The sequence below is a fragment of the Enterobacter sp. S-33 genome (assembly GCF_028735835.1).
Taxonomy (GTDB): Bacteria; Pseudomonadota; Gammaproteobacteria; order Enterobacterales; family Enterobacteriaceae; genus Enterobacter; species Enterobacter vonholyi.
Genome location: NZ_CP117838.1, coordinates 3654299 through 3677421, shown reverse-complemented (window position 1 = coordinate 3677421; position 23123 = coordinate 3654299). Strand labels below are relative to the sequence as shown.

At 60.0% G+C, this 23123-nt stretch carries 24 protein-coding genes; 11 read left to right on the top strand and 13 right to left on the bottom strand.

Annotated elements, in window-relative coordinates:
• Window position 1 precedes the first annotated feature (1 nt).
• Window positions 2-223, top strand: coding sequence for a non-oxidative hydroxyarylic acid decarboxylases subunit D (locus PUP35_RS17365; protein WP_003862116.1), 222 nt, complete (start codon window positions 2-4; stop codon window positions 221-223).
• Window positions 224-268: 45 nt separating this feature from the next.
• On the opposite strand, the gene mutS is transcribed toward PUP35_RS17365, so the two are convergent.
• Window positions 269-2830: a DNA mismatch repair protein MutS gene (mutS, locus tag PUP35_RS17360; RefSeq protein WP_127732138.1), complete on the bottom strand. Its 2562-nt coding sequence runs from the start codon at window positions 2828-2830 to the stop codon at window positions 269-271.
• Between the two features lie 113 nt (window positions 2831-2943).
• Window positions 2944-3174 carry a SymE family type I addiction module toxin gene (locus PUP35_RS17355; protein ID WP_045908493.1) on the bottom strand — a complete coding sequence of 77 codons (231 nt, stop codon included), beginning with the start codon at window positions 3172-3174 and terminating at the stop codon, window positions 2944-2946.
• A 175-nt stretch (window positions 3175-3349) separates the two neighbouring features.
• Here PUP35_RS17355 and PUP35_RS17350 point away from each other — a divergent pair, with 175 nt between their 5' ends.
• Window positions 3350-3694, top strand: a complete 345-nt coding sequence (locus tag PUP35_RS17350) for a nitrous oxide-stimulated promoter family protein (protein ID WP_111965467.1) — start codon at window positions 3350-3352, stop codon at window positions 3692-3694.
• Between the two features lie 5 nt (window positions 3695-3699).
• On the opposite strand, the gene PUP35_RS17345 is transcribed toward PUP35_RS17350, so the two are convergent.
• From PUP35_RS17345 to hypA, 10 genes are all read right to left on the bottom strand, one after another.
• Complete coding sequence (locus PUP35_RS17345) at window positions 3700-4920, bottom strand: MDR family MFS transporter (protein WP_127732136.1); 1221 nt, start codon at window positions 4918-4920, stop codon at window positions 3700-3702.
• Window positions 4921-4936: 16 nt separating this feature from the next.
• On the bottom strand, window positions 4937-5698 hold the full coding sequence (locus PUP35_RS17340) for an ABC transporter ATP-binding protein (protein ID WP_111965469.1): 762 nt from the start codon (window positions 5696-5698) through the stop codon (window positions 4937-4939).
• The gene (locus PUP35_RS17335; protein ID WP_111965470.1) at window positions 5698-6735 is read right to left on the bottom strand and encodes a FecCD family ABC transporter permease; all 1038 of its coding nucleotides are present in this window, start codon (window positions 6733-6735) and stop codon (window positions 5698-5700) included. Before PUP35_RS17335 ends, PUP35_RS17340 begins: the two co-directional genes overlap by 1 nt.
• Entirely contained in the window at window positions 6735-7733 is a 999-nt protein-coding gene (locus PUP35_RS17330; protein WP_115876159.1) for an ABC transporter substrate-binding protein, read from the bottom strand. Before PUP35_RS17330 ends, PUP35_RS17335 begins: the two co-directional genes overlap by 1 nt.
• Window positions 7734-7886: 153 nt before the next feature.
• Window positions 7887-9959, bottom strand: coding sequence for a formate hydrogenlyase transcriptional activator FlhA (gene flhA / locus PUP35_RS17325; protein ID WP_115876158.1), 2073 nt, complete (start codon window positions 9957-9959; stop codon window positions 7887-7889).
• A 56-nt stretch (window positions 9960-10015) separates the two neighbouring features.
• Entirely contained in the window at window positions 10016-11026 is a 1011-nt protein-coding gene (hypE, locus tag PUP35_RS17320; RefSeq protein WP_111965473.1) for a hydrogenase expression/formation protein HypE, read from the bottom strand.
• Window positions 11023-12144, bottom strand: coding sequence for a hydrogenase formation protein HypD (gene hypD, locus PUP35_RS17315; protein WP_274240671.1), 1122 nt, complete (start codon window positions 12142-12144; stop codon window positions 11023-11025). Before hypD ends, hypE begins: the two co-directional genes overlap by 4 nt.
• Before the next feature lie 2 nt (window positions 12145-12146).
• A complete protein-coding gene (locus tag PUP35_RS17310) occupies window positions 12147-12419 on the bottom strand; it encodes a HypC/HybG/HupF family hydrogenase formation chaperone (RefSeq protein ID WP_111965475.1) in 273 nt (90 codons plus the stop codon).
• Window positions 12410-13273: a hydrogenase nickel incorporation protein HypB gene (hypB, locus tag PUP35_RS17305; RefSeq protein ID WP_127732128.1), complete on the bottom strand. Its 864-nt coding sequence runs from the start codon at window positions 13271-13273 to the stop codon at window positions 12410-12412. The genes PUP35_RS17310 and hypB overlap by 10 nt, the downstream gene beginning before the upstream one ends.
• A gap of 3 nt (window positions 13274-13276) precedes the next feature.
• Complete coding sequence (gene hypA / locus PUP35_RS17300; protein WP_008499580.1) at window positions 13277-13627, bottom strand: hydrogenase maturation nickel metallochaperone HypA; 351 nt, start codon at window positions 13625-13627, stop codon at window positions 13277-13279.
• Between the two features lie 210 nt (window positions 13628-13837).
• On the opposite strand from hypA, the gene hycA reads away from it, so the two are divergent.
• The 9 genes from hycA to hycI all read left to right on the top strand — a co-directional run bounded on the left by hycA (window position 13838) and on the right by hycI (window position 21616).
• A complete protein-coding gene (gene hycA / locus PUP35_RS17295) occupies window positions 13838-14302 on the top strand; it encodes a formate hydrogenlyase regulator HycA (RefSeq protein WP_032653166.1) in 465 nt (154 codons plus the stop codon).
• A 70-nt stretch (window positions 14303-14372) separates the two neighbouring features.
• Window positions 14373-14981 (top strand): 4Fe-4S dicluster domain-containing protein, encoded by a 609-nt coding sequence (locus PUP35_RS17290; RefSeq protein ID WP_023308971.1) that lies wholly within the window; start codon window positions 14373-14375, stop codon window positions 14979-14981.
• A complete protein-coding gene (gene hycC / locus PUP35_RS17285; RefSeq protein WP_274240670.1) occupies window positions 14978-16792 on the top strand; it encodes a formate hydrogenlyase subunit 3 in 1815 nt (604 codons plus the stop codon). Before PUP35_RS17290 ends, hycC begins: the two co-directional genes overlap by 4 nt.
• A 1-nt stretch (window position 16793) precedes the next feature.
• A complete protein-coding gene (locus PUP35_RS17280) occupies window positions 16794-17717 on the top strand; it encodes a respiratory chain complex I subunit 1 family protein (protein WP_274240669.1) in 924 nt (307 codons plus the stop codon).
• A 15-nt stretch (window positions 17718-17732) separates the two neighbouring features.
• The gene (gene hycE, locus PUP35_RS17275; RefSeq protein ID WP_271369212.1) at window positions 17733-19442 is read left to right on the top strand and encodes a formate hydrogenlyase subunit HycE; all 1710 of its coding nucleotides are present in this window, start codon (window positions 17733-17735) and stop codon (window positions 19440-19442) included.
• A gap of 9 nt (window positions 19443-19451) precedes the next feature.
• Window positions 19452-19994: a formate hydrogenlyase complex iron-sulfur subunit gene (locus PUP35_RS17270; protein WP_111965481.1), complete on the top strand. Its 543-nt coding sequence runs from the start codon at window positions 19452-19454 to the stop codon at window positions 19992-19994.
• Window positions 19994-20761 carry a formate hydrogenlyase subunit HycG gene (gene hycG / locus PUP35_RS17265; protein ID WP_048029233.1) on the top strand — a complete coding sequence of 256 codons (768 nt, stop codon included), beginning with the start codon at window positions 19994-19996 and terminating at the stop codon, window positions 20759-20761. The genes PUP35_RS17270 and hycG overlap by 1 nt, the downstream gene beginning before the upstream one ends.
• Entirely contained in the window at window positions 20758-21168 is a 411-nt protein-coding gene (locus tag PUP35_RS17260; RefSeq protein ID WP_111965483.1) for a formate hydrogenlyase maturation HycH family protein, read from the top strand. The genes hycG and PUP35_RS17260 overlap by 4 nt, the downstream gene beginning before the upstream one ends.
• On the top strand, window positions 21161-21616 hold the full coding sequence (gene hycI, locus PUP35_RS17255; protein ID WP_115876149.1) for a hydrogenase maturation peptidase HycI: 456 nt from the start codon (window positions 21161-21163) through the stop codon (window positions 21614-21616). Before PUP35_RS17260 ends, hycI begins: the two co-directional genes overlap by 8 nt.
• Window positions 21617-21683: 67 nt before the next feature.
• On the opposite strand, the gene PUP35_RS17250 is transcribed toward hycI, so the two are convergent.
• The gene (locus PUP35_RS17250; protein WP_023618131.1) at window positions 21684-23108 is read right to left on the bottom strand and encodes a 6-phospho-beta-glucosidase; all 1425 of its coding nucleotides are present in this window, start codon (window positions 23106-23108) and stop codon (window positions 21684-21686) included.
• Between the last annotated feature and the right edge of the window lie 15 nt (window positions 23109-23123).

Below are 23123 nucleotides of genomic sequence, written 5' to 3'. Positions count from 1 at the left end.
GATGATTTGTCCACGTTGTGCCGATGAGCATATTGAAGTGATGGCGACGTCGCCGGTGAAAGGGGTCTGGACCGTTTACCAGTGCCAGCATTGTCTGTATACCTGGCGAGATACCGAACCGTTGCGTCGTACCAGCCGCGAGCATTACCCTGAAGCGTTCCGCATGACGCAGAAGGATATTGACGAGGCGCCGCAGGTGCCAACGATCCCGCCGCTGCTGTAAAGACAGCCCGGTGGCGCTGCGCCACCGGGCAAAGACCGCAGAAAACTAAACCAGACTCTTCAGGCGATAAATCCACTCCAGCGCCTGACGCGGCGTCAGTGAATCCGGATCGAGGTTTTCCAGCGCTTCCACAGCAGGCGATGTCTCTTCCGCTGGCACCAGCAGCGACATCTGCGTACCATCAATCTGCGTCGCCGCCGCATTCGGTGACAGGCTTTCCAGCTCACGCAGTTTCTGACGCGCGCGCTTGATCACCTCTTTCGGTACGCCAGCCAGCGCCGCAACGGCCAGACCATAGCTTTTGCTTGCCGCGCCATCCTGCACCGTGTGCATAAAGGCGATGGTGTCGCCGTGCTCCAGCGCATCAAGGTGGACGTTAGCCACGCCTTCCATTTTCTCCGGCAGCTGCGTCAGTTCGAAGTAGTGGGTGGCGAAGAGCGTCATGGCCTTGATTTTATTCGCGAGGCTTTCCGCACAGGCCCATGCCAGCGACAGACCATCGTAGGTTGACGTTCCGCGTCCGACTTCGTCCATCAGCACCAGGCTGTGCTCCGTCGCGTTATGCAGAATGTTTGCCGTTTCAGTCATTTCGACCATGAAGGTTGAGCGACCGCTCGCCAGATCGTCCGCAGCTCCGACACGGGTAAATATGCGGTCGATGGGGCCGATCTCCACGTTTTGCGCCGGAACGTAGCTGCCGATATAGGCAAGCAGGGCAATCAGCGCCGTCTGACGCATATAGGTACTCTTACCGCCCATGTTCGGACCGGTAATGATCAGCATTCTTCTCTGCGGCGACAGGCTCAGCGGGTTGGCGATGAACGGTTCGTTCAGCACCTGCTCGACCACCGGGTGACGGCCTTCAGTGATGCGAATGCCGGGCTTGTCGGTAAAGGTCGGGCAGGTGTAGTTCAGCGTTTCCGCACGCTCTGCGAGGTTCACCAGCACGTCCAGTTCCGCCAGCGCGCTGGCGCTCAGCTGCAGGTCGGCCAGGTGCGGCATCAGCATATCAAACAGCTCTTCATACAGCTGTTTTTCCAGCGCCAGGGCTTTCCCTTTCGAGGTGAGGACTTTGTCCTCGTACTCTTTCAGCTCGGGAATGATGTAGCGTTCAGCGTTTTTCAACGTCTGGCGGCGCACGTAGTGAATCGGTGCCAGGTGGCTCTGCCCGCGGCTGATTTGAATGTAGTAACCGTGAACCGCGTTATACCCCACTTTCAGGGTGTCGAGCCCAAGACGCTCGCGCTCGCGGATCTCCAGCTTATCGAGGTAGTCCGTCGCACCGTCGGCCAGCGCGCGCCATTCGTCCAGCTCCTCGTTGTAGCCCGGAGCAATCACGCCGCCATCACGCACGAGAACCGGAGGCGCATCAATGATGGCGCGTTCAAGCAGCTCGCGGAGTTCGGAAAATTCGCCCATGGTTTCGCGGAGTTTCTGTACCGGCGCGCTGTCAACGTCGCTCAGCTGCGCACGAAGTTCCGGCAGCTGCTGGAAAGCATGACGCATCCGAGCAAGATCGCGCGGTCGCGCCGTGCGCAGCGCCAGACGGGCCAGGATACGTTCCAGATCCCCCACCTGGCGCAGGACAGGCTGCAGCTCGGTATAGCGATCCTGCAGGGCGGCAATCGTCTGCTGACGGCAAACCAGCGTTGCGGTATCGCGAATCGGCATATGCAGCCAGCGTTTCAGCATACGGCTGCCCATTGGCGTGACCGTATTGTCGAGGACCGACGCCAGCGTATTTTCTACGCCGCCCGCGAGGTTCTGCGTGATCTCCAGGTTACGGCGAGTGGCGGCATCCATGATGATGCTGTCCTGCTGGCGCTCCATGGTGATAGAGCGGATATGCGGCAGGGCGGTGCGCTGGGTATCTTTAACGTACTGCAGGAGGCAGCCTGCCGCACACAGCCCGCGCGGAGCGTTTTCAACGCCAAAGCCAATCAGATCGCGGGTGCCAAACTGCAGATTCAGCTGCTGGCGCGCGGTATCAATTTCGAATTCCCACAGCGGACGGCGGCGCAACCCGCGACGACCTTCAATCAGCGCCATTTCGGCGAAATCTTCGGCGTAGAGCAATTCTGCCGGGTTGGTGCGCTGCAGTTCGGCAGCCATCGTTTCACGATCGGCCGGTTCACTCAGACGAAAACGCCCGGAGCTGATGTCCAGCGTCGCGTAGCCAAACCCTTTGCCGTCCTGCCACAGCGCGGCCAGCAGGTTGTCCTGGCGTTCCTGAAGCAGGGCTTCATCACTGATGGTGCCAGGCGTGACGATGCGCACGACCTTGCGTTCCACCGGACCTTTTGAGGTCGCGGGGTCGCCGATCTGTTCGCAGATGGCGACAGACTCACCCTGATTCACCAGTTTCGCCAGGTAGTTTTCTACCGCGTGGTGCGGAATACCTGCCATCGGGATGGGTTCACCTGCCGATGCGCCACGTTTGGTCAGCGAGATGTCGAGCAGTTGCGATGCGCGTTTGGCATCGTCATAAAACAGCTCGTAAAAATCGCCCATACGGTAAAACAGCAGGATTTCCGGATGCTGTGCCTTCAGCTTCAGATACTGCTGCATCATCGGCGTATGTGCGTCGAAATTGTCGAGTGTGCTCATGGAGTTATGATGTCCATTTCTTTGAATATAAACCGTTTTGAGCGGCTCAGAGGCCGTTTGTTCCTTCTATTGTCGCATGAAAAAAAGGTACGGCGCAGAAAAATGTCGTCGCTTTACGAGGCATCTTCCGACATTAACTCAATGACTATTTTTCCATGCTCGACGCCCACTCGAACCCTGGAGTGGGTGGTAAACCCAGCCTGTTCAAGCCAGTCTCCTTTTAAGCTCAGCGCCGCATGCACGCTGTAGCGCTTCGGTATCTTGGTATTGCGGTCTTCATGGCGCTTTCTGAAATATCCCACTGTTAAATGGCGATAGGGTTTGTTGATAGCGAGTTCTTGCATAGGGTCTCCCGACAACACGGATAAAAGTCATCACTAATGCCTGTATAAAATACCAGTGATTGCCGGGCGGTGCAGGGATAAAACTGGAATCAGGCTTCAGAAAACCGCATGCAACAACTGAAATCCCGCATTGAAAGGTGTATTATTTTTGCACTTTATTGTTTGGTAAGTCGCTATGTCCGGTAAACGAATTTCTCGCGAAAAAGAGACCATCGCGAAAATGATCGCGCTGTATCAGAAGCAGTGTCCTCAGGCCTCTGTGGAAGACGGGCACTATCAGGCGCTGAATGCCTATGCCGATAAGCGCCTGGATAAGTGCGTTTTTGGTGAGGAAAAGCCTGCCTGTAAGCAATGTCCGGTCCACTGCTACCAGCCTGCAAAACGCGAAGAGATGAAGCTGATTATGCGCTGGGCAGGCCCGCGTATGTTATGGCGTCACCCCATTCTGACCGTCCGCCATCTGATTGATGACCGTCGTCCCGTGCCGGAGCTGCCGGAAAAGTATCGTCCGAAAAAGTGACCGGTTCAGCTTCTGAGCGGGCGGCAAATAACGTTCAGGGCCAGCGCGCTGCAGAGTGGGAAAAGAGCCAGCAGCAGCCAGGGATACATCGCCTGCGTTGAGGGTACCAGCGCGCGATCCAGCAGGCTACCAAACAACAAGTTTCCTGCCAGTACCGCGATGCCGCCAGCGGTGGCGAGTGCGCCATAGTGCGCCCCCAGCGTGGACTCCTCGGCAAACCTCGGGATCAGATCCTTTGCCGAGGGTACCAGCAGCATCTGCCCCAGCGTCAGCAGCGTCACGAAACAGACTGACGGCAGCAGGCGCAGCCAGCCCTCTGGCGGTGCCGTCGACGCAAATATTGCCACGCTTGCAAAGGCGGCGGAGAGCAGCAAAAAGCCCACCGGCAAGATCCTCACCGCGCCCACGCGCCGGGCGAAACGCGCCAGCGGCAGCTGTAAGGTGATGATCAGAACGGAGGCCAGCATAAAAAGCGGGCCGAGATCTTTCTCGTTACCGCCAGAGCGCTGGATCTCTACCGGCAGCGCCAGATAGAGCTGGTTATAGCTTAAAAGCCACGAACTGTAGGCAATAATAAATGCGACAAAGCGGGGCTGGCGGAACGTCGTCCACCAGGGAACGAGCTTCAGCGTCCGCGCGGCGTGGCGTGACGCGGGCAGGCAAAAGTAGAGAACCACCAGCGCAACGAGAAAGACCCCCGCGCCCGCCAGCGCCACCTGACGAAAGCCCAGGCCGGTTAGCAGGGCGCCGGCGACCGGGCCCAGTACGGCACCGAGTTCCCCGCAAACCGCAAAGAGCGCGAACCACTCCGCCCGGCTTCGTTTACCTTTCGCCTCGCTGTGCGTGCCCGCTTTCGCCAGCAATGCCTCAATAGACGGAGAAAACAGCGCGCCGCCAATGCCTGTCAGACACGCGCCCAGAATAATCGGCCACAGCGATTCCCCGAGGGCCAGCAGCAGATAACCTGAAACACGAACAATACAGCCGCTCAGGATAATCACTTTCGCGCCAAACCGGTCCGAGAGGGCACCACCGACGATAAACATCCCCTGTTGCGAGAACGTGCGCAGGCCGAGGATCAGCCCGATCAGCCCGCCGGAGAGCAGCATGTCGTCGCGCAGGAATATCGCCAGGAAGGGAACAACGGCGTAAAAGCCAATGTTAAAAACAAACTGGCTACCCAGTAAAACGGGCGGCCAGAGCATGGTGGCAGGGCGAAGGGGCATCGTTGGTCACTCGCCCCTAAACGATAAAATGAATGTGCTTTTTGCCATGGAACGGTGAGATCTCGATTTTGGTTTTGACCCGGAAGACGTCCCAGAGCAACGACTCGGATAAGATATCCTGCGGTGTCCCCGTCGCCACAATTTGCCCTTTCTGCATGACTATCAGCGAGTCGCAGAACATCGAGGCGTGGTTGAGATCGTGTATAGCGACAATGCTGGTGACCGGTAATTCGCTGATCAACTGCATCAGCTGCATCTGATGATGAATGTCCAGGTGGTTGGTCGGTTCATCCAGCAGGATTTCCGTCGGGGTCTGGGCCAGCGCGCGGGCAATGTGGACGCGCTGGCGCTCGCCGCCGGAGAGGCTCAGCCAGCCCTGGTCGCTTTTATCCAGCATATCCACGCGCTGCAGAGCGGCGGTGACGGTCTCGTCATCGTGCGTGCTCCAGTTGGAAAAGGCGGAGTGGTGCGGAATACGCCCAAGTTTCACCACGTCGCGCACGCGCATATTGGCGTCCGTCATACCGTGCTGCTCGACAAAGGCCACCCGTCGCGCCAGCTGCTTTTTGGCGATGCTGCAGATGTCCTGACCGTCCAGGGTAACGCGGCCAGCATCCGGGCGACGCAGACCCGCGAGGATACGTAAAAGAGACGATTTACCGCAGCCGTTAGGGCCAAGCAGCCCTACCGTTTCGCCCCGTGACACCTTCAGCGAGACGTCATTAACGATGACTTTTTTGCCGACCTTCCAGGTAATATTTTCCGCGCAGATGCTCATCACTTATTCCTTGAACGGTAGATAATCACGGCAAAGAAGGGGACGCCAACCAGCGCGGTGACCACGCCGACGGGCAGGCTTTGCGGCGCAATCAGCATGCGTGAGGCAATGTCTGCCAGCACCATCAGGATCGCGCCTGCCAGCGCGCTGGCAATCAGCAGCGTGCGGTGCAGCGGCCCGAACAGGAAGCGCATGACGTGCGGCACCACCAGCCCGACAAAGCCGATTGACCCCGCCATGCTGACGATGGTCGCGGTGATAAGTGCGGTAGTGGTAAAGAGCGCCAGGCGCACCCAGGGAACAGCAATGCCAAGCGACGCCGCGGCGTCGTCACCGAACGTAAAGGCATCCAGCGCACGGGAGTAGTAGAGGCAAATGGCTAATCCAATCAGCACCACGACAAGTGCCAGCTGGAACTCGGGCCAGCGTACGCCGCTGAAGCTGCCCAGCAGCCAGAACATCACGTCGCGCGCCTGCTGGGCGCTGGCGGAGGTGCTGATGGTATAGGCGGTAATGGCGTTGAAAAGCTGCGAGGCGGCAACGCCTGCCAGAATAGTACGTTCATTCCCGCCGCGCGCGCCGTTCGTCAGAAATGCGACAAACGCAAACGCGGCGAACGCCCCGGCAAAGGCCCCGGCAGAGAGCGACACCGCACCGGTGCCGATCCCCAATACGACAACAGAAACCGCCCCGGTCGACGCGCCCGCGGACACGCCGAGCACGTAGGGTTCCGCCAGCGCGTTCTTCAGCAGGCTCTGCAATACGGCACCACAGATGGCCAGCCCCGCGCCGCAGCAGGCCGCAACCAGCGCGCGGCTCAGGCGAAAGTCCCAGATCACGCTCTCATAGATACGAGTGAGCGGAATATCGGTGAGCCCCATTTTATTGCTGATAGCGTAAAACACGTTATCCAGCGGGATGGACAGTTCGCCGACGCTGACGCTCAGCGCGATAACCAGAAATAGCAGGACGAAGGCGAGCAAACACGAGGTCGTCAGAACCAGGCTCTGCCGGGCCTGAAGAACGGCGGTGGTCATCAGTTCAGCCCCAGCTTTCTGAGCTGTTCGCCGACCTGCTCAGCCCCGTAAATCGTGCGAATCGTCGGGTTCATGGCCTGACCGTCCATCACCACGATATGACCTTTTTTCACCGCGTCCAGCTGGCTGACGGCCGGATCGCTTTTCAGGAATTTGATTTTCTCTTCCGCGTTATCCAGCGCCCAGCGGTTGCGATCGAGGCTGGACACCACAATGACATCCGGATTGGCGGCAATAATGCTCTCCCAACCCACGGTTGGCCATTCGGTCTCGGAGGTGATGGCGTTATGGCCGCCCATCAGGCTCGCAATAAACCCGGAGGGGCTATTTTTACCGCCGACGTAGGCGTCCGCAGAGGGGGAGGAGCTGGAGAACCAGAAGACAAACGAGAGGTCTTTTTTGCTCTTGCCGAATTCCTTACGCAGGTCGGCCTCTCGTTTTTTGAAATCGGCAATCACGGCCTGACCGCGGTCTTCAACGTTAAATATTTTGGCGAAGTCCTCAATCTCCTGATAGAGATACGTCATATCCCACAGCTTCTGGCGGCTGCCGTACATATCGCCGGTGGCTTTTTTGGTCGCGCACATGCCCGGCGACACGTAGCTGTTCACGCCCAGAGTCATCAGATCGTCGCGTTTTGCGACCTTGCTTTCCGGCCCCAGCAGCAGTGGCGTCTGGGCGGGGACAAAGTCGGGATTTTGCGCAAGCACGGATTCAAGGGTAGGGATTTCGACCGTCAGGGTTTTGATTTTTGCGTTCTGTTCAGCGAGCTGCGGCAACACTTTCGTCGGCCAGAAGGCGCTGGCCTTCACCTTATCTTCCAGCCCCAGCAGGAGCAATATTTCGACGGTGTTCTGGCCCAGGGCCACGACGCGTTCCGGCGCTTTGGTGAATGTCTCTTTATAGCCACAGTTTTCAATCGTCAGAGGATATGTGGTTGCCAGAGCAGAACTGACCGACGCAACCGCCAGGCCTAACGCGCAGATGACCTTCTTCATGAAACGCTACCCTTCATTAAAATTATTTTTGATGCAAATGAAACTCATTATTAAGGCGGAATTTTATACAGAGGAAACGATTTTGTGTCAATGAGGGACAATCGCGCAGGGTAACAAAAGGCGGTGTCAGAAAAACACCGCCGGAATAAGGCCTTAAATGAGGCTCTCTTTATCAATACCGAGACGCTTCATGCGCGACAGCAGGGTGGTGCGTTTTAACCCCAGGCGCTGGGCGGCACCTTTCGGCCCGGCGACCACGCCGTTGGTCTCTTTGAGTACGCGCATAATGAGCTGATATTCATCTTCTCCCTCTTTCGCCGTCTCGGCGGCGGGCACGCTCACGTCAGGCAGCGTAACTTCAGGAAGGGAGAGCTGCAGCACATTGCCGCGCGTCAGCAGCACCGCGCGTTCAATGACGTTTTCCAACTCGCGCACGTTGCCGGGCCATTCCATCGATGAAAGGGTACGCAACGTCTCGGCAGGAATGCTGTCGATGTTTCGCCCCATCCGGCGCGCGATCTTCGCGGTAAAGGCTTTAACCAGCAGGGGGATATCTTCCGGGCGCTCGCGCAGCGGCGGCAGGAAGATCGGGAAGACGTTCAGGCGATAGTAGAGATCGCTGCGAAACTCGCGGTCGGCGACCATTTTTTTCAGGTCGCGGTTGGTGGCGGCAATCAGCCGCACGTCGGTCTGGATAAGCTTGTTGCTGCCCAGGCGCTCAAACTCCTGCTCCTGCAGGACGCGCAGCAGTTTCGGCTGTAGCTCCAGCGGCATATCGCCCACTTCGTCAAGGAACAGCGAGCTTTTGTCTGCCAGCTCAAAACGGCCCAGCCGCTGGCTGCTGGCCCCGGTGAAGGCACCCCGTTCGTGGCCGAACAGATCGCTTTCCAGCAGCCCTGCGGGCATCGCCGCGCAGTTCATCTTCACCATCCGACGGCTGTTGCGGTTGCTCAGGTTATGGATGGCGCGGGCAATCAGCTCTTTACCCGTACCGGTTTCGCCCAGGATCAGCACCGTGCTGTCGCTTTGCGCCACCATCTCAACCTGCTTGAGCACGCTGTACATGGCGTCGCTGCGCCCGATGATTTCACCAAACTCGCTGTCCACGTTGTTGAGCTGTTCGGTCAGGGCCAGGTTTTCATCCACCAGCCGCTCTTTCAGACGGTGGATCTCCTGATAGGCAAGCGCGTTATCGAGCGCGATGGAGATACGCTCGGCGATCTGACGCAGCAGCTTCAGGTTGGCGGTGGTGAACACGCCTTCCTCGCACTGTGCCAGCTTCAGCACGCCCAGCATGGTGTTGCCGGACATCAGGGGCAGCAGGCACAGGGTCTGGATTTTGTTGCCCCAGGTGTTGAACAGCATCCGCTCGTACGGCGCGACCGGATCCTGCTCGTTGAGGTTGATCAGGAGGATCTCTTTGCTTTTGAAGACCCGTTCAGAAAGAGTGCCCGCTTCATCCACTTCGCTCTGCTCGTGCGCCGGGTTGGCTTCATCAAGATAATGCGTGGAGTAGATGTTCAGCTTGCCCTTGCGATGCCCGCGAAGCGCAATGCTGATGGCATCGATTTTGAAATAGTGGTGGATCTCTTTCGAGACTTCGCTGACCAGCTCATCCATGTCCAGGCGGGAGAGTACGGCATTGGTGATGGCGACCAGAATGCGGAAGTTGTCGCGTTCGCGGCTGAGCAGGTCGTAATCCACGTTATTCGTCACTCGGCTTTGGATCTGCTCCGCGACGACGGCCACTATCTGGGTAAAGGTGTGCAGGCGCTCGTATTCCGCCTCGCTCCAGGGCTGGTCGGTCGTGCGGATAAACTCGCATCCGCCAAAAATCTGGCCCTCTGCAGCCAGCGGCAGCATGCAGTAATGCCCGAACGGCTGATAGAGGTTGCTCTCCGCGAGCCGCGGCCACGCCTGTTGAAATTCCGCAAAGTTGCAGTGCAGCACTTCAGGTCTGGAGAGAATGCGGCGCACCGGGCCATGCGCGAGATACGTTTCGTCTTCGTATTCAAACGTTTTGCCATTATCACGCGTTGAGAAGTAGCTCGCGCGCTGCGTTCCGCTATGCCAGAGCACAATCGCGGCGCTGTCCGCCAGCGCTGATTGCCTGACCAGCCGCGTCAGGGCATCGCTCAGCGCGCCGAGATCGGGTTGCTGTAAAAGTGTGCGCGTAATGTCAAACAGACCCTGCTGTCCAAGATCGCTCATCGGTGTATACGGCATAGTGCTTTCCAGTAGAAACGAGCAAAAAAATCCATGCTGGCCGCTTGTGGCGCGGCCTAGCAAATACGGGGTAAGGGTTCAGCGTGCGGCAGATCCAGCGTGCGCTTCACGCCATAAAGTCCGGTCAGGCGCACCCCTTTGCGCTCAACCACTTCACCAATCATCGCCGCCTCTTTTCCTGACGGATGAGCCTGCAGCTGTTCAAGAACAGCTTGTGCCGCGGCCCGTTCAACGCCAATCACCAGCTTGCCTTCGTTTGCAAAGTTGAGCGGGTCCAGACCCAGCAGTTCGCAAAGCCCGCGAACGGCGGGCTTAACGGGCAGGCTGCGCTCGGTGAGTTCAATCCCGTACCCGCAGCTTGCCGCAAACTCGTGAACCACGGCGTTGACACCGCCTCGCGTGGCGTCACGCAGGGCCTTCACGCCGGGAATACCGCGCAGCGTCTGAATCAGCGGGGTGAGTACCGCGCAGTCGCTGCGCAGTTCGCCGTCCAGCCCCAGGCCTTCGCGCAGGTTCAGGATGGTCGCCCCGTGGCAGCCCAGCGTGCCGGTCACGATCAGCACGTCGCCCACGCTGAGGCGCTGCGCGCCCCAGTGAATATCGGGGGGGATCGCGCCCATTCCGGCGGTGTTGATAAACAGCTTGTCGGCCGCGCCGCGCTGCACCACTTTGGTGTCGCCGGTGACGATAGCTATCCCCGCCTCGCGCGCGGTCTGCGCCATGCTGTTGACCACGGCCGCGAGCGTCTCCATCGGTAAGCCCTCTTCGAGGATAAACCCGCAGGAGAGGTAGCGCGGAACGGCGCCGCTGACGGCCACGTCGTTTGCCGTGCCGCAGACGGCAAGCTTGCCGATATCGCCGCCCGGGAAGAACAGCGGGTCTATCACGTAGCTGTCGGTGGAGAAGGCCAGCCTGTCGCCCTGGGCGGTGAGGGTGGCGAGGTCAATGCGCGCCTGGTCTTCCTGTTCGGCGAGCCAGGGGTTGTTAAAGGCCTCCATAAACAGCCGGTTAATCAGCTGCTGCATCGCCTGTCCGCCGCTGCCGTGCGCCATTTCAACCGTATTCATGCTTCACTCTCCTGGTTGCGATACTGATACCACGCGGCACACGCCCCTTCGGAGGAGACCATCAGCGCGCCAAAGGCGGTTTGCGGGTTACAGGTATTGCCAAATAACGGACACTGATGCGGTTTGCATTTGCCGGTGAGCACCTCGCCGCAGCGGGCACGGGGATCGTCGCAAACCTGCTGCGGCTGCGGGCGGAAATGCGCTTCGGCGTCGAACGCGCGATAGGCTGGCGTCAGGCGCACGCCGGATTCAGCAATCAGCCCCAGGCCGCGCCATTCGCTGTCGCCCTCAACACTAAACACGTCTGCTATCGCCTGCTGCGCTCGTTCATTTCCCGCATCCGGCACCACGCGGCGGTACTGATTTTCCACGGTACTCAGGGACGCTATTTTCTGCTCAACCAGCATGGTGACACCTTGCAGTAGATCAAGTGGTTCGAAACCAGCGACCACTAACGGACGATTGTACTGTTCAGCGATAAAACCGTAGGCGTCTGTGCCAATCACCATGCTGACGTGGCCCGGTGCCAGAAAGGCGTCAATGCCGTTGCCTGGCTCTTCCAGCAGGCTGCGCAGGGTGGGGATGAGCGTAATGTGTTGGCAGAAGAAGAAAAAGTTATCGACGCCGCGCGCTTTCGCCTGCTGCAGCGTGATGGCGGTGGCGGGCATGGTGGTTTCAAACCCCAGGCCAAAAAACACCACCTTGCGCGCGGGGTTATCCGCTGCCAGCGTCAGGGCATCCATCGGCGAATAGACGATCCGGATGTCTGCGCCGCGCGCTTTCGCCTGCAGCAGCGAACCATTTTTCCCCGGCACGCGCATCGCGTCGCCAAAGGTGCAGAAAATGACGTCGGGCTGGCTGGCAATTTCAATACAGCTGTCGATGCGCCCCATCGGCAGCACGCAGACCGGACAGCCGGGGCCGTGGATAAACTCAATGTTTTCCGGCAACAGCTGGTCGAGGCCAAATTTGAAGATGGCGTGCGTGTGCCCGCCGCACACCTCCATGATCCGCAGCGGCCTTTCTTTCGTGTAGTCCAGCCGCGCTGCGCGCGTTTTCAGGTGGCCGATAAGCTGCAGCACCTGCTCCGGCGCGCGGTATTCATCAACGTAACGCATGATTATCGCTCCTCGCCGTACAGCAGCGCGCCCACGTCAGGCTCCACGTCGAACATATTTTGCAGGGCGTCGAGCGTGTCGCGGGCTTCCGCTTCGTTAATCACGCTCATGGCAAACCCCACGTGGACCAGCACCCACTGGCCGAGACGCGATGCGCCGCTCTCATCGGTGGTGCCCACCAGCGTCAGGTCGACGTCGCGCAGGATGCCGCAGACCTCGACTTTGGCCTGATTACCGTCGATGGCGTGAATTTGTCCCGGTACGCCTATGCACATCGTTCGCTCTCCAGCCAGTGTAGCCAGCCGTCCATGCCGTCGCCGCGCGTGGCGGAGACCAGCAGGATCTCAATCTCCGGGTTCACCTCGCGGGCATACGCCACGCACTTATCCACGTCGAAATTCAGGTACGGCAGCAGGTCGACTTTGTTCAGCAGCATGATGGACGCGGCGGCAAACATGTGCGGGTACTTCAGCGGCTTGTCTTCGCCTTCGGTCACCGAAAGCACCGCAACCTTGTGTCGTTCGCCGAGGTCGAAGCTCGCCGGGCAGACGAGGTTGCCGACGTTTTCAATAAACAGGATGCCGTTATCCGCCAGCGGCAGGCGCGGGGCGGCGTCGGCAATCATCTGCGCATCGAGGTGGCAGCCTTTACCGGTGTTGACCTGAATCGCCGGGGTGCCGGTTTCGCGAATGCGCGCCGCATCGTTAACGGTTTGCTGGTCGCCTTCGATCACCGCGCAGGAGACAAGCCCGTTCAGGCGCTTGAGCGTTTCGGTCAGTAGCGTGGTTTTGCCGGAGCCGGGGCTGGAGACAAGGTTCAGCGCCAGCTGTTTGCGGGTGGCAAAGCGGGCGCGGTTGCGGGTGGCGATCTGGTTATTCTTGTCCAGCACGTTGATTTCCACCTCCAGCATCTGGCGCTGGCTCATGCCCGGCGCGTGGGTGCCCGCTTCGCCGTGGCCGTAATGCAGGTCGCCCGCGTCGGAGCGTTGCGGCGCAAAGGTAATGCCGGTCAGGGCTGCCGCAGGGCGTGGGGCGGGTGAAAAGGGCGCGGAGCGAAACGCGGAGTGGGGGCGATGTTCATCCCCTTCTATATACAGGTTGCCTTCGGCGCAACCGCAGGTACTACACATACTTTACTCCTTCTCGATTTCGAGGCGTTGGATCTGCATGCCGTCATCCGCCACGATGCGCAGACCGGTGCTCTGACACTGCGGGCAGCGCTGTACCTTTGATGACAGCAGGGTGACGTACTGCTGGCACTGCTCGCACCAGCACTCCGCCTGCTGTTCTTCAATATGCAGTTCGCAGCCTTCCGCCAGCGTGCCGCGGCAGACCAGCTCAAAACAGAAGGTCAGGGCGCTGGTCTCGACGCAGGAAAACGCTCCGACCTTCAGCCAGACGCCGGTGACGCGCTTCGCGTGGTTTTGCACTGCCTGCTGTTCGATAAGTTCCAGAGCCCGCTGGCAGAGGGTGATTTCGTGCATGACGCCTCCTCAATGAATTGCCCCGGTAATGCAATAACGGTGCCAGCTTGATTTTTGTTAAGGCGTGACGATGTCAACGCTGTCGAAATGACACGTCGACACCGCGGTGTTGACAGCAATTTTTAAGGTAAATGTATTGAAAATCATAAAGATAAAAACTGGCATGGAATCTGCTTAACAGCCGCTATCTCCATTAAACGGATACCTTTTATGACTATTTGGGAAATCAGCGAAAAAGCGGATTACATCGCGCAGCGTCATCAGCAGCTGCAGGACCAGTGGCACCTTTACTGCAACTCTCTGGTCCAGGGCATTACCTTGTCGAAAGCGCGTCTTCACCATGCGATGAGCTGCGCGGCGCAGGGCGACATGCGCTTCGTTCTGTTCGGCCATTTCACCATCAACGTTACCCTGGCGGACAACTTCAACAGCCACACCATTGAGTACTACCTCGAGACAAAAGACGGCGAAAAACAGTGTATTGCGAAGGCGCAGCTGATGGCCGACGGCATGGTGGACGGCCACGTAAGCAACCGCGATCGCCAGCAGGTGCTGGAACACTATCTGGAAAAAATCGCGCCGGTTTATAACGGCCTGTACGCCGCCGTTGAGCACGATCTTCCTGTCAACCTGAAGCAGCTGATGGACGGAAATGCCTCAGCGAACGTGGCCTGATCCATGCGTGTCGAGAAGTGTCGACAAGACAGCTTTTCGACAAAAATGACTATCACCAGAGGATAACCCGGTGAACCGTTTTGTAATTGCTGACTCGACGGTCTGCATTGGCTGTCGAACCTGTGAGGCGGCGTGTTCGGAAACGCATCGCCTGCATGGGCTGCAGTCCATGCCGCGCCTGCACGTCATGCGTAATGAAAAAGAGTCTGCCCCGCAGCTCTGCCATCACTGTGAGGATGCCCCGTGCGCGGGCGTCTGTCCTGTAAATGCCATCACCCGCGTGGATGGCGCTGTCCAGCTGAACGAAAGCCTGTGCGTAAGCTGCAAGCTGTGCGGCATTGCCTGCCCGTTCGGCGCGATTGAATTTTCCGGCAGCCGCCCGCTGCATATTCCGGCCAATGCCAACTCGCCTAAAGCCCCGCCCGCGCCGCCGGCGCCTGCACGCGTCAGCACGCTGCTGGACTGGGTGCCCGGCATCCGTGCCGTGGCGGTGAAGTGCGACCTGTGCAGCTTCGATGAACAGGGCCCGGCCTGCGTACGGACCTGTCCGACGAAAGCGCTGATTCTGGTTAACATTCGCGACATCGCCCGTACCAGCAAGCGCAAGCGCGAGCTGACCATCAACAGTGATTTTGGCGACCTTTCTCTGCTACAGGCGCTTAACGAGGGGGCGAAATGAACGCGGCCATGATGATTACCGGCGCGGTAGCCTGTTTTATTGCCGCAGCTATTCTGGCGCCGATCTTCTCCTTCCATAAAACCCTGAGCGGCGGAATTGCCGGGATCGGCGGGGCGGCAGGTAGCCTGTTGACGCTGGCGGCAGGCGGCGTTGTTCTGCTAGGCGGACAATCCGTTGACACCCTCATACCGCTGGTTCGCCACACCGTTGAGATTACGCCGCTGAACGCCCTCTGGCTGGTGACGTTTGGCCTGTGCGGGCTGTTTATCAGCCTGTTCAATATCGAATGGCATCGCCACCCGCACGCTAAAGCCAACGGCCTGCTGGTTAACCTGCTGATGGCGACGGCGGTCTGCACCGTGACCGCCAGCAACCTCGGCGCGCTGGTGGTGATGGCGGAGATCATGGCGCTCTGCGGCGTGTTCCTGACGGGCTGCAGCGCCTCCGGGAAATTGTGGTTTGCGCTGGGACGCCTCGGGACGCTGCTGCTGGCGCTGGCCTGCTGGCTGGTGTGGCAGCGCTTCGGCACGCTGGACTTCGCTGCGCTTAACGGGCATCCGCTGGGGAATGACGTCTGGCTGTTGGGCGTGCTCGGCTTTGGCCTGCTCGCCGGAATCATCCCGCTGCACGGCTGGGTGCCGCAGGCGCATGCGAATGCCTCCGCGCCCGCCGCCGCGCTGTTTTCTGTGGTGGTGATGAAGGTCGGTCTGTTTGGGATCCTGGCGATTACGCTGACCGGCGGACAACCGCCGCTGTGGTGGGGCGTGGTGCTGTTGATTGCGGGCATGATCACCGCCTTCGTCGGCGGCCTGTACGCGCTGATGGAGCACAATATCCAGCGTCTTCTGGCGTACCACACGCTGGAGAATATCGGCATCATTCTGCTCGGCATTGGCGCGGGCGTGACCGGGCTGGCGCTGAATCAACCGGCGCTGATTGCGGCCGGTTTTATCGGTGGTCTTTATCACCTGATCAACCACAGCCTGTTTAAAAGCACGCTGTTCCTCGGCGCGGGAAGCGTCTGGTTCCGCACCGGCCATCGGGATATCGAAAAGCTCGGTGGGATTGGCAAAAAGATGCCGGTGATTTCACTGGCGATGCTGGTCGGGCTGATGGCGATGGCCGCGCTGCCGCCGCTGAACGGCTTTGCCGGGGAGTGGGTGATCTATCAGTCCTTCTTCGCCCTCGGTCAGAGCGATGCGTTTATCGCTCGTCTGCTGGGGCCGCTGCTGGCGGTCGGGCTGGCGATTACCGGGGCGCTGGCGGTGATGTGCATGGCGAAAGTCTACGGCGTGACCTTCCTCGGTGCGCCGCGCACCCGCGAAGCGGAAAACGCCTGCTGCGCACCGTTGTTGATGGGCGTGAGCGTGGTCGCGCTGGCGCTGTGCTGCATTGCGGGCGGCGTCGCTGCGCCGTGGCTGTTACCGCTGCTGGGCAGCGCCATTCCGCTGCCGCTGACCGTGGCGAATACCACCGTCTCTCAGCCAATGATTGCGCTGCTGCTGATTGGCGCACCGCTGCTACCGCTCATCCTGATGATGTTCTTCAAACGCGACCGGCTCGCCTCCCGCTCGCGCGGTGCGGCGTGGGCCTGTGGCTACGAACACGAACAGTCGATGGTCATTACCGCCCACGGTTTCGCCATGCCGGTAAAAGAAAACTTTGCCGCCGTGCTGAAGCTGCGCCACTGGCTGAACCCGGTCAGCTGGGTACCCGGCTGGCAGAGCGCTGCCGCACCCGCGCTGTTCCGCCGTCTGGCGCTGATCGAACTGGCGGTGCTGGTGGTCATTGTGATTTCACGAGGAGCCTGACATGAATCTGTTACTGGCAATTCTTCAGGCGCTGGTGTTGTTCGCCGTGGCGCCGCTGCTGTCGGGCATCACGCGCGTGGCGCGCGCCCGGATGCACAACCGTCGCGGCCCTGGTGTGCTCCAGGAGTATCGCGATCTCTTCAAGCTGTTTTCTCGCCAGAGCGTGGCGCCGAATGCCGCAGGCTGGGTCTTCCGTCTGACGCCGTTTGTGATGGTGGGCGTGATGCTGACCATCGCCACCGCGCTGCCGGTGGTCACGGTGGCGTCGCCGCTGCCGGCGCTCGGCGATCTGATCACGCTTATCTACCTCTTCGCTATCGCCCGCTTCTTCTTTGCCATCGCGGGCCTGGACACCGGGAGCCCGTTTACCGGCATCGGTGCCAGCCGCGAGGCGATGCTCGGCGTGCTGGTTGAGCCGATCCTGCTGCTGGGGCTTTGGGTTGCCGCGCAGGTTGCGGGCTCCACCCACATCAGCTTTATCACCCACGCCGTCTACCACTGGCCGGTTGCCCGCTCCATTCCGCTGGTGCTGGCGCTGTGCGCTTGCGCGTTCGCCACCTTTATCGAGATGGGCAAACTGCCGTTCGATCTGGCGGAAGCCGAGCAGGAACTGCAGGAAGGGCCGCTCACCGAGTACAGCGGCTACGGCTTTGCGGTGCTGAAGTGGGGCATTAGCCTCAAACAGCTGGTGGTGCTGCAGATGTTCGTTGGCGTCTTCTTCCCGTGGGGGCAGATGACGCACTTCTCCGCGGGCGGTCTGCTGCTGGCCGTCGTGGTTGCCGTCCTCAAGCTGCTGGTCGGCGTGCTGGTCATTGCCCTGTTCGAAAACAGCATGGCGCGTCTGCGTTTTGTGGAAACGTCACGCATTACCTGGGCCGGTTTTGGTTTTGCATTTTTAGCGTTCGTCTCCTTGCTGGTGGCGTGATTAAAGAGAGTGTTTATGTCTGAAGAAAAGAAAGGTCAGCAGTATCTCGCCGCATTGCATCAGGCTTTCCCCGGCGTGGTGCTGGAGGAGTCCTGGCAAACCAAAGACCAGATAACCGTCACCATTAAGGTGAACTATCTGCCGGAAGTGGTGGAGTTTCTCTACTACCAGCAGGGCGGCTGGCTGTCGGTGCTGTTCGGTAACGACGAGCGCCAGCTGTGCGGCAACTACGCGGTGTACTACGTGATGTCGATGGAGCAGGGCGAGAAGTGCTGGATCACCGTGCGCGTCGAGGTCGACCCGGCTAAGCCAGAATACCCGTCCGTCACGCCCCGCGTGCCCGCTGCCGTCTGGGGCGAGCGTGAAGTGCGCGACATGTACGGTCTGGTGCCGGTCGGCCTGCCGGACGAGCGCCGCCTGGTGCTGCCTGACGACTGGCCGGACGAGCTCTATCCGCTGCGCAAAGACAGCATGGACTACCGCCAGCGTCCGGCCCCAACTACCGACAGCGAAACCTACGAGTTCATCAACGAGCTGGGCAGCAAGAAGAACAACGTGGTGCCGATCGGCCCGCTGCACGTCACCTCTGACGAGCCGGGCCACTTCCGCCTGTTCGTCGACGGCGAAAACATTATTGACGCCGACTACCGCCTGTTCTACGTCCACCGCGGCATGGAAAAGCTGGCGGAAACCCGCATGGGCTACAACGAAGTGACCTTCCTCTCTGACCGCGTGTGCGGCATCTGCGGCTTCGCCCACAGCACCGCCTACACCACCTCGGTGGAAAACGGCATGGGGATCGTGGTGCCGGAACGCGCTCAGATGATCCGCGCCATTCTGCTCGAGGTGGAGCGCCTGCATTCGCACCTGCTGAACCTCGGCCTGGCCTGTCACTTCGTCGGCTTTGACTCCGGGTTTATGCAGTTCTTCCGCGTGCGCGAAGCGTCGATGAAGATGGCGGAGATCCTCACCGGGGCGCGCAAAACCTACGGTCTGAACCTGATCGGCGGGATCCGTCGCGACCTGCTGAAAAACGATATGATCCAGACCCGCCAGCTGGCGCAGCAGATGCGCCGCGACGTGCAGGAGCTGGTGGATATGCTGCTCAGCACGCCCAACATCGAGCAGCGCACCGTCGGCATCGGCCGTCTTGACCCGGAAATTGCCCGCGACTTCAGCAACGTCGGCCCGATGGTGCGCGCCAGCGGTCACGCCCGCGACACCCGTGCCGATCACCCGTTCGTCGGCTACGGCCTGCTGCCGATGACCGTGCACAGCGAGCAGGGCTGCGACGTCATCTCTCGCCTCAAGGTGCGCATCAACGAGGTGTTCACGGCGCTGAACATGATCGACTACGGCCTTGATAACCTGCCGGGCGGCCCGCTGATGGTGGAGGGCTTCACCTACATTCCGAACCGCTTTGCCCTCGGCTTTGCCGAAGCGCCGCGCGGGGACGACATTCACTGGAGCATGACCGGCGACAACCAGAAGCTTTACCGCTGGCGCTGCCGCGCGGCCACCTACGCCAACTGGCCAACCCTGCGCTACATGCTGCGCGGCAACACGGTTTCCGATGCGCCGCTGATCATCGGCAGCCTCGACCCGTGCTACTCCTGCACCGACCGCATGACCGTCGTCGACGTGCGCAAGAAGAAAAGCCAGGTGGTGCCGTACAAAGAGCTTGAGCGCTACAGCATCGAGCGTAAGAACTCGCCGCTGAAATAAGGATTAGTCATGTTTACCTTTATCAAAAAAGCGATCAAAACCGGCACGCAAACCAGCAGCTATCCGCTGGAGCCGATGCCGGTGGATAAAAACTTTCGCGGCAAGCCGGAGCACAACCCGCAGCAGTGCATCGGCTGCGCGGCCTGCGTCAACGCCTGTCCGTCGAATGCCCTGACGGTGGAAACGGATCTCAAAACCGGCGAGCTGGCCTGGCAGTTTAACCTCGGGCGCTGCATCTTCTGCGGCCGCTGCGAGGAGGTCTGCCCGACGGTCGCCATTCGCCTGTCGCAGGAATACGAGCTGGCGGTGTGGAAGAAAGAGGATTTTCTGCAGCAGTCGCGCTTTGAGCTGTGCAACTGCCGCGTCTGCAGACGTCCGTTCGCCGTGCAGAAAGAGATCGACTACGCCATCGCGCTGCTGCAGCACAACGGCGACGCCCGCGCGGAGCATCACCGCGAAAGCTTTGAAACCTGCCCGGCGTGCAAGCGTCAGAAGTGCCTGCTGCCGTCCGACCGCATTGATATCACCCGCCACATGAGAGAGGCCAGCTGATGGAAAACCTACTGGGCCCGCGCGACGCTAACGGCATTCCGGTGCCGATGACGGTGGACGAATCCATCGCCAGCATGAAGGCGTCGCTGCTGAAAAAAATCAAACGCTCGGCCTACGTCTACCGCGTGGACTGCGGCGGCTGCAACGGCTGCGAGATCGAGATCTTCGCTACGCTGTCGCCGCTGTTTGACGCCGAGCGCTTCGGCATCAAGGTGGTACCGTCCCCGCGTCATGCGGACATCCTGCTGTTTACCGGCGCCGTCACCCGCGCCATGCGCTCGCCCGCGCTGCGCGCCTGGCAGTCCGCGCCGGACCCGAAAATCTGCATCTCGTACGGCGCCTGCGGCAACAGCGGCGGCATCTTCCATGACCTCTACTGCGTCTGGGGCGGCACCGACAAAATCGTGCCGGTCGACGTCTACATTCCGGGCTGCCCGCCGACGCCCGCCGCCACGCTGTACGGCTTCGCGATGGCGCTCGGCCTGCTGGAGCAGAAAATCCACGCCCGCGAGCCGGGCGAGCTGGACAACCAGCCTGCCGCCATTCTGCACCCGGACATGGTGCAACCGCTGCGGGTGAAGGTCGACCGCACGGCGCGCAGGCTGGCGGGCTATCGCTACGGCCGTCAGATTGCCGATGATTATCTGCGCCTGCTGAGCCAGGGCGAGCATCAGGTGGCGCGCTGGCTGGAGGCGGAAAACGATCCGCGCCTCAATGAGATCGTGGCGAACCTGAACAGCATCGTCGATGAGGCGCGAATCCGATGAGTGAAACGGTGGTGTTCAGTCAGCTGAGCCGTAAGTTTATTGATGAGAACGATGCCACGCCGGATGCGGCGCAGCAGGTGGTCTATTACAGCCTGGCGATTGGGCATCACCTCGGGGTGATTGACTGCCTGGAGGCCGCGCTGAGCTGCCCCTGGCCGGAATACCTGGCGTGGATTGCCACGCTGGAGGAGGGCAGTACGGCGCGGCGCAAGATGGAAGGCGTGCCGAAGTACGGCGAGATCGTGATCGATGTGAACCACATTGCGATGCTCGCCAACGCCTTTGACGCGGCGCTCGGCAGGCAAACCCCGGCGCAGCAGGCGTGGAGCAAAACGCTGCTCGGCATGCTGCATGATATTCATCAGGAGAGCGCCATCTACCTGATGGTGAGGAGATTACGTGACTGACGTTTTACTGTGTGTCGGCAACAGCATGATGGGCGACGACGGCGCGGGTCCGCTGCTCGCAGAGATGTGTGCCGCCAACCCGCAGGGCAGTTGGCTGGTGATTGACGGCGGCAGCGCGCCGGAAAACGACGTGGTCGCCATTCGCGAACTGCGTCCGGACAGGCTGTTAATCGTCGATGCCACCGATATGGGGCTCAACCCCGGCGAGATCCGCCTGATTGACCCGGACGACATCGCCGAGATGTTTATGATGACCACCCACAATATGCCGCTGAACTACCTTGTGGATCAGATCAAAGGTGACGTGGGCGAGGTGCTGTTTTTGGGCATTCAGCCGGACATCGTTGGGTTTTATTACCCGATGACGCCGCCGGTGAAGGAGGCGGTGGAGGTGGTGTATTCACGACTAGCCGGGTGGGCTGGAGACGGAGGGTTTTCTCAGCTCTGAGCAGCGGCTTACCGGGCCTACGGTTTTGTAGGCCGGGTAAGGCGAAGCCGCCACCCGGCAAAACAGTCTACTCCAGATCCGCCCCGTTACTCGCAATCACCTTCTTATACCATCCGAACGATTTCTTACGTTTCCGCTCCAGCGTGCCGTTCCCGGCGTCGTCGCGGTCAACGTACACAAACCCGTAGCGCTTGCTCATCTCGCCTGTTGAGGCCGAAACCAGGTCAATGCAGCCCCAGGTGGTGTAGCCCATCAGCGGCACGCCGTCCTCAATCGCATCGCCCATCGCGCGGATATGCTCGCGCAGATAGCTGATGCGGTAGTCGTCGTTAATCTCGCCGTTTTCATCAACGACATCTTTCGCCCCGAGGCCGTTTTCTACCAGGAACAGCGGCTTCTGGTAGCGGTCGTACATCATGTTCATGGTGATGCGCAGGCCGAGCGGGTCGATGCCCCAGCCCCATTCGCTCACCTGAATGTGTGGGTTGCGCAGGGATTTGACGATGTTCGCCGCATTGGTATTGTTCGCATTCATATCCGCCGAGGCGCAGCGCGAGGCGTAATAGCTGAACGAGACAAAGTCGACGGTATTTTTCAGCAGTTCGTCGTCGCCGGGATCTTTCACAATCACCACGCCTTTCTCGCGGAACACGCGGGCGGAGTAAGCCGGATAGCTGCCGCGCGCCTGCACGTCGATAAAGAACAGATTCTCGCGGTCTTTCTCCAGCGCCATCCACACGTCTTCCGGCTTGCAGGAGTACGGATAGAAATTCCCGCCCGCCAGCATGCAGCCGACCTGGTTTTCCGGGTTCACCTCGTGGGCAATTTTGGTCGCCAGCGCGCTCGCCACCAGCTCGTGGTGCGCGGCCTGGTATTTCACCTGGTCTTCGTTTTCGCCTTCCTCAAACACCAGTCCCGCCCCGGAGAACGGGCTGTGCAGCATGATGTTGATTTCGTTGAAGGTCAGCCAGTATTTCACCAGCCCGTTAAATTCCTCAAAGCAGGTGCGGGCGTAGCGGGCGAAGAAATCCACCATCTTGCGGTTGCGCCAGGAGCCGTACTCCGTCACCAGGTGCATCGGCACGTCGAAGTGGCAGAGCGTCACCAGCGGCTCGATGTTGTATTTTTTGCACTCTTCGAATACCGCGCGGTAAAAGGCAATACCCTCTTTATTCGGCAGCGGTTCGTCGCCGTTCGGATAGAGGCGGCTCCAGGCGATCGAGGTGCGGAACACCGTAAAGCCCATCTCCGCCATCAGGGCGATGTCCTCTTTATAGCGATGGTAAAAATCAATCGCCTCGTGGCTCGGGTAGAATTCGTCGTCACGCAGCGAAAAACGCTTTTCCTTACCGAGCTTCACCGCCAGGCGGTTCGCGCCGTGGGGGATCATATCGACCGTCGTCAGCCCTTTGCCGCCCTCACGGTAAGCGCCTTCACTCTGGTTGGCGGCAAGCGCGCCGCCCCATAAAAATCCTTGTGGAAAAACAGACATTCTTACCTCGCTTTC

Coding starts and splice junctions, on each gene's coding strand:
- PUP35_RS17310 (WP_111965475.1), bottom strand. CDS start 12,419: ATGTGCATAGGCGTACCGGGACAAATTCACGCCATCGACGGTAATCAG.
- hypD (WP_274240671.1), bottom strand. CDS start 12,144: ATGCGTTACGTTGATGAATACCGCGCGCCGGAGCAGGTGCTGCAGCTT.
- hycG (WP_048029233.1), top strand. CDS start 19,994: ATGGAAAACCTACTGGGCCCGCGCGACGCTAACGGCATTCCGGTGCCG.
- mutS (WP_127732138.1), bottom strand. CDS start 2,830: ATGAGCACACTCGACAATTTCGACGCACATACGCCGATGATGCAGCAG.
- PUP35_RS17365 (WP_003862116.1), top strand. CDS start 2: ATGATTTGTCCACGTTGTGCCGATGAGCATATTGAAGTGATGGCGACG.
- PUP35_RS17330 (WP_115876159.1), bottom strand. CDS start 7,733: ATGAAGAAGGTCATCTGCGCGTTAGGCCTGGCGGTTGCGTCGGTCAGT.
- hycA (WP_032653166.1), top strand. CDS start 13,838: ATGACTATTTGGGAAATCAGCGAAAAAGCGGATTACATCGCGCAGCGT.
- PUP35_RS17280 (WP_274240669.1), top strand. CDS start 16,794: ATGAATCTGTTACTGGCAATTCTTCAGGCGCTGGTGTTGTTCGCCGTG.
- flhA (WP_115876158.1), bottom strand. CDS start 9,959: ATGCCGTATACACCGATGAGCGATCTTGGACAGCAGGGTCTGTTTGAC.
- PUP35_RS17250 (WP_023618131.1), bottom strand. CDS start 23,108: ATGTCTGTTTTTCCACAAGGATTTTTATGGGGCGGCGCGCTTGCCGCC.
- PUP35_RS17270 (WP_111965481.1), top strand. CDS start 19,452: ATGTTTACCTTTATCAAAAAAGCGATCAAAACCGGCACGCAAACCAGC.
- PUP35_RS17350 (WP_111965467.1), top strand. CDS start 3,350: ATGTCCGGTAAACGAATTTCTCGCGAAAAAGAGACCATCGCGAAAATG.
- PUP35_RS17260 (WP_111965483.1), top strand. CDS start 20,758: ATGAGTGAAACGGTGGTGTTCAGTCAGCTGAGCCGTAAGTTTATTGAT.
- hypE (WP_111965473.1), bottom strand. CDS start 11,026: ATGAATACGGTTGAAATGGCGCACGGCAGCGGCGGACAGGCGATGCAG.
- hycC (WP_274240670.1), top strand. CDS start 14,978: ATGAACGCGGCCATGATGATTACCGGCGCGGTAGCCTGTTTTATTGCC.
- PUP35_RS17355 (WP_045908493.1), bottom strand. CDS start 3,174: ATGCAAGAACTCGCTATCAACAAACCCTATCGCCATTTAACAGTGGGA.
- hypB (WP_127732128.1), bottom strand. CDS start 13,273: ATGTGTAGTACCTGCGGTTGCGCCGAAGGCAACCTGTATATAGAAGGG.
- PUP35_RS17345 (WP_127732136.1), bottom strand. CDS start 4,920: ATGCCCCTTCGCCCTGCCACCATGCTCTGGCCGCCCGTTTTACTGGGT.
- hycE (WP_271369212.1), top strand. CDS start 17,733: ATGTCTGAAGAAAAGAAAGGTCAGCAGTATCTCGCCGCATTGCATCAG.
- PUP35_RS17335 (WP_111965470.1), bottom strand. CDS start 6,735: ATGACCACCGCCGTTCTTCAGGCCCGGCAGAGCCTGGTTCTGACGACC.
- PUP35_RS17340 (WP_111965469.1), bottom strand. CDS start 5,698: ATGAGCATCTGCGCGGAAAATATTACCTGGAAGGTCGGCAAAAAAGTC.
- hypA (WP_008499580.1), bottom strand. CDS start 13,627: ATGCACGAAATCACCCTCTGCCAGCGGGCTCTGGAACTTATCGAACAG.